Annotated in this window: 3 rRNA genes; all 3 read right to left on the bottom strand. The window is 60.5% G+C overall.

What is annotated here, in order from left to right:
* Window positions 1–2: 2 nt before the first annotated feature.
* The 3 genes from rrf to ACI78Q_RS23560 all read right to left on the bottom strand — a co-directional run bounded on the left by rrf (window position 3) and on the right by ACI78Q_RS23560 (window position 5,372).
* Window positions 3–119 (bottom strand): 5S ribosomal RNA (gene rrf / locus ACI78Q_RS23550).
* Between the two features lie 114 nt (window positions 120–233).
* Window positions 234–3,363: ribosomal RNA gene (locus ACI78Q_RS23555) — 23S ribosomal RNA — on the bottom strand.
* A gap of 488 nt (window positions 3,364–3,851) precedes the next feature.
* Window positions 3,852–5,372 (bottom strand): 16S ribosomal RNA (locus tag ACI78Q_RS23560).
* Together the 16S, 23S and 5S rRNA genes form the textbook arrangement of a ribosomal RNA operon.
* Window positions 5,373–5,449: the final 77 nt, after the last annotated feature.

Below are 5,449 nucleotides of genomic sequence, written 5' to 3' on the forward strand. Positions count from 1 at the left end.
TTGTCCGGCGGCGTCCTACTCTCCCACCCCGTCTCCGGGGCAGTACCATCGGCGCTGAGAGGCTTAGCTTCCGGGTTCGGAATGAGACCGGGCGTTTCCCTCTCGCCATGGCCGCCGTAACGCTGTGAACATGTCGAACCTGCCGGGGCCGGTTCGTGCGTTCAGAACTACACAGTGGACGCGTGGTGCATGCTTTGACTTGGATCTTCCGGAGCGGAGGCTCTTGGAGGTGTGTGGTCAAGCCCTCGGCCTATTAGTACCGGTCAGCTCCACGCCTTGCGGCGCTTCCACTTCCGGCCTATCAACCCGCTGGTCTGGGCGGGGGCCTTACCCGGTTGTCCCGGTGAGAGACCTCATCTTGAAGCGAGCTTCCCGCTTAGATGCTTTCAGCGGTTATCCCTGCCGAACGTAGCCAACCAGCAGTGCACCTGGCGGTACAACTGGCACACCAGAGGTTCGTCCGTCCCGGTCCTCTCGTACTAGGGACAGCTCTTCTCAAGTCTCTTACGCGCACGGCGGATAGGGACCGAACTGTCTCACGACGTTCTAAACCCAGCTCGCGTACCGCTTTAATGGGCGAACAGCCCAACCCTTGGGACCTACTCCAGCCCCAGGATGCGACGAGCCGACATCGAGGTGCCAAACCATCCCGTCGATATGGACTCTTGGGGAAGATCAGCCTGTTATCCCCGGGGTACCTTTTATCCGTTGAGCGACACCGCTTCCACATGCCGGTGCCGGGTCACTAGTCCCAGCTTTCGCTCCTGCTCGACCCGTCGGTCTCACAGTCAAGCTCCCTTGTGCACTTGCACTCGACACCTGATTGCCAACCAGGCTGAGGGAACCTTTGGGCGCCTCCGTTACATTTTGGGAGGCAACCGCCCCAGTTAAACTACCCACCTGACACTGTTCCTGATCCGGATCACGGACCGAGGTTAGACATCCAATTCGACCAGAGTGGTATTTCAACGGCGACTCCACGGACACTGGCGTGCCCGCTTCACAGTCTCCCACCTATCCTACACAAGCCGAACCGAACACCAATATCAAGCTATAGTGAAGGTCCCGGGGTCTTTCCGTCCTGCCGCGCGTAACGAGCATCTTTACTCGTAGTGCAATTTCGCCGAGCCTGTGGTTGAGACAGCTGAGAAGTCGTTACGCCATTCGTGCAGGTCGGAACTTACCCGACAAGGAATTTCGCTACCTTAGGATGGTTATAGTTACCACCGCCGTTTACTGGCGCTTGAGTTCTGAGCTTCGCCCCGAAGAGCTAACCCGTCCCCTTAACGTTCCAGCACCGGGCAGGCGTCAGTCCGTATACATCGTCTTACGACTTCGCACGGACCTGTGTTTTTAGTAAACAGTCGCTTCTCACTGGTCTCTGCGGCCGGCCACCGCTGCCCCGCGCCAGGCGGATGACGGTAACCGGCCCCCCTTCTCCCGAAGTTACGGGGGCATTTTGCCGAGTTCCTTAACCACAGTTCGCTCGATCGCCTCGGTATTCTCTACCTGACCACCTGAGTTGGTTTGGGGTACGGGCCGCTCGGAACTCGCTAGAGGCTTTTCTCGGCAGCATAGGATCATCCCATTCGCCTCAGTCGGCTATGCGTCAGGCCTCACCCACGTGCGCCACGGATTTACCTATGGCGCGGGCCACACCCTTGCACCGGTACTACCACTCACCGGTGGGACTACCTTCCTGCGTCACCCCATCGCTTGCCTACTACCAGTCCGGGTCCCAGCCTCGACCACTCCGCTCCACAAGGGAGCTCGGCGGCCTCGGGTGGTTAGCATCGCTGGGTTCGGCATGGGCGCTCCTTCGCGGGTACGGGAATATCAACCCGTTGTCCATCGACTACGCCTGTCGGCCTCGCCTTAGGTCCCGACTCACCCTGGGCGGATTAGCCTGGCCCAGGAACCCTTGGTCTTCCGGCGGGGGAGGTTCTCACTCCCCTCTCGCTACTCATGCCTGCATTCTCACTCGCGTGGCGTCCACGGCTGGATTCCTCCGCCGCTTCACCCACCACGCGACGCTCCCCTACCCATCCCAGCCCCTGGCCGGCTCCACGAGGAAGACCGACGGGGTCGTGCTGGAATGCCACGGCTTCGGCGGTGTGCTTGAGCCCCGCTACATTGTCGGCGCGGAACCACTTGACCAGTGAGCTATTACGCACTCTTTCAAGGGTGGCTGCTTCTAAGCCAACCTCCTGGTTGTCTCTGCGATCCCACATCCTTTTCCACTTAGCACACGCTTAGGGGCCTTAGCCGATGATCTGGGCTGTTTCCCTCTCGACTACGAACCTTATCGCCCGCAGTCTCACTGCCACGCTCTCACTTACCGGCATTCGGAGTTTGGTTGACGTCAGTAACCTTGTGGGGCCCATCGGCCATCCAGTGCTCTACCTCCGGCAAGAAACACGTGACGCTGCACCTAAATGCATTTCGGGGAGAACCAGCTATCACCGAGTTTGATTGGCCTTTCACCCCTACCCACAGCTCATCCCCCAGGTTTTCAACCCTGGTGGGTTCGGTCCTCCACGCGGTCTTACCCGCGCTTCAACCTGGCCATGGGTAGATCACTCGGCTTCGGGTCTAGAGCACGCGACTGAGACGCCCTGTTCGGACTCGCTTTCGCTACGGCTACCCCCCACGGGTTAACCTCGCCACGTACCGCTAACTCGCAGGCTCATTCTTCAAAAGGCACGCAATCACCCCGGCCGCACAGGTGCGGCGCCGGGCTCTCACGGCTTGTAGGCACACGGTTTCAGGTACTATTTCACTCCCCTCCCGGGGTACTTTTCACCTTTCCCTCACGGTACTAGTCCGCTATCGGTCACCAGGGAGTATTCAGGCTTAGCGGGTGGTCCCGCCGGATTCACACCGAATTTCACGGGCTCGGTGCTACTTGGGAACACGTTCGGGAGGGACCGGATTTTCGTGTACGGGGCTCTCACCCTCTACGGCGACCCCTTCCAGAGGCCTTCCACTAACCACGGTCCTTTCTCACTCCCCGACACCCCGGCAGAGGTGCCAGAACGGTCCCACGACCCCGACCACACAACGCCTGCCGGCTATCACATGCGATCGGTTTAGCCTCATCCGCTTTCGCTCGCCACTACTCACGGAATCACGGTTGTTTTCTCTTCCTGTGGGTACTGAGATGTTTCACTTCCCCACGTTCCCTCCACACGCCCTATGTGTTCAGGCGCGGGTCACACCACATGACTGGTGCGGGGTTCCCCCATTCGGACATCCTCGGATCAACGCTCGGTTGGCAGCTCCCCGAGGCTTATCGCAGCCTCCTACGTCCTTCATCGGCTCCTGGTGCCCAGGCATCCACCGTGTGCCCTTAACAACTTGGCCACACAAAACCCCCACCACCGGACCCACCCGAAGGCAGGCACCGCGCGGCGGGGACCTACAAGAAACTCGCTACAGAGTTCAGTTAAAGATGCTCGCGTCCACTGTGCAGTTCTCAACGTACGACCGGACACCCCCGCATCCGCACCCGCCAGACCCCAGACCCTCCCCGAACGGAGAGGAACTGGGCGGTACGAGCGCCCGGAGGCCCCGCACGAGACACCGGATCGGCCACCCCACGGCGACCGGCCCGCTCCCTCAGGACCCAACAGCGTGCCTACGACCGACCCCGCGCACCCGCCCCGTTCCCCACACCCCCGCAGGGATGCCGTACTAGGAGCAGCCACCGGCTGCCGGCCGAACTGGTCAGCGTTCCACCCTCGAGCACCAGCCCGGCAACCTCGCGGCCACCCCGAAGCGGGCGACCGTCTCGTCCGAGCATGGCCCTGGACCACCACAACCTCACGGTCGCGGCGGCCAGTGCTCCTTAGAAAGGAGGTGATCCAGCCGCACCTTCCGGTACGGCTACCTTGTTACGACTTCGTCCCAATCGCCGATCCCGCCTTCGACGGCTCCCTCCCACAAGGGGTTGGGCCACCGGCTTCGGGCGTTACCGACTTTCGTGACGTGACGGGCGGTGTGTACAAGGCCCGGGAACGTATTCACCGCAGCGTTGCTGATCTGCGATTACTAGCGACTCCAACTTCATGGGGTCGAGTTGCAGACCCCAATCCGAACTGAGACCGGCTTTTTGGGATTCGCTCCACCTCACGGTATCGCAGCCCTTTGTACCGGCCATTGTAGCATGTTTGCAGCCCTAGACATAAGGGGCATGATGATTTGACGTCATCCCCACCTTCCTCCGAGTTGACCCCGGCAGTCTCCCATGAGTCCCCGGCATTATCCGCTGGCAACATGGAACGAGGGTTGCGCTCGTTGCGGGACTTAACCCAACATCTCACGACACGAGCTGACGACAACCATGCACCACCTGTGCACGGCCCTTACGGACCCCACATCTCTGCGGGATTTCCGTGCATGTCAAGCCTAGGTAAGGTTCTTCGCGTTGCATCGAATTAAGCAACATGCTCCGCCGCTTGTGCGGGCCCCCGTCAATTCCTTTGAGTTTTAGCCTTGCGGCCGTACTCCCCAGGCGGGGCGCTTAATGCGTTAGCTGCGGCACGGAGACCGTGGAATGGCCCCCACACCTAGCGCCCAACGTTTACGGCGTGGACTACCAGGGTATCTAATCCTGTTCGCTCCCCACGCTTTCGCTCCTCAGCGTCAGTTGTTGCCCAGAGACCCGCCTTCGCCACCGGTGTTCCTCCTGATATCTGCGCATTTCACCGCTACACCAGGAATTCCAGTCTCCCCTGCAACACTCAAGTCTGCCCGTATCGACTGCAGGCCCGGAGTTGAGCTCCGGGATTTCACAGCCGACGCGACAAACCGCCTACGAGCTCTTTACGCCCAATAATTCCGGACAACGCTTGCACCCTACGTATTACCGCGGCTGCTGGCACGTAGTTGGCCGGTGCTTCTTCTGCTCCTACCGTCACTTGCGCTTCGTCGGAGCTGAAAGAGGTTTACAACCCGAAGGCCGTCATCCCCCACGCGGCGTCGCTGCGTCAGGCTTTCGCCCATTGCGCAATATTCCCCACTGCTGCCTCCCGTAGGAGTCTGGGCCGTGTCTCAGTCCCAGTGTGGCCGGTCACCCTCTCAGGCCGGCTACCCGTCGTCGCCTTGGTAGGCCACTACCCCACCAACAAGCTGATAGGCCGCGGGCCCATCCCCAGCCGATAAATCTTTCCACCACCGCCCATGCGGACAGCGATGAATATCCGGTATTAGCCCCAATTTCTTGGAGTTATCCCGGAGCCGGGGGCAGGTTGCCCACGTGTTACTCACCCGTTCGCCACTGATCCCCCCGCAAGCGGGGTTCACCGTTCGACTTGCATGTGTTAAGCACGCCGCCAGCGTTCGTCCTGAGCCAGGATCAAACTCTCCGTAGATGAATTTGCATCCCAGGCCGAGAACCGAGAGCTAGCACTCTCGATGATCCATCAACCAAAGGAATCCCTCACCACAC

It is taken from the genome of Geodermatophilus sp. SYSU D00705, from assembly GCF_054050135.1.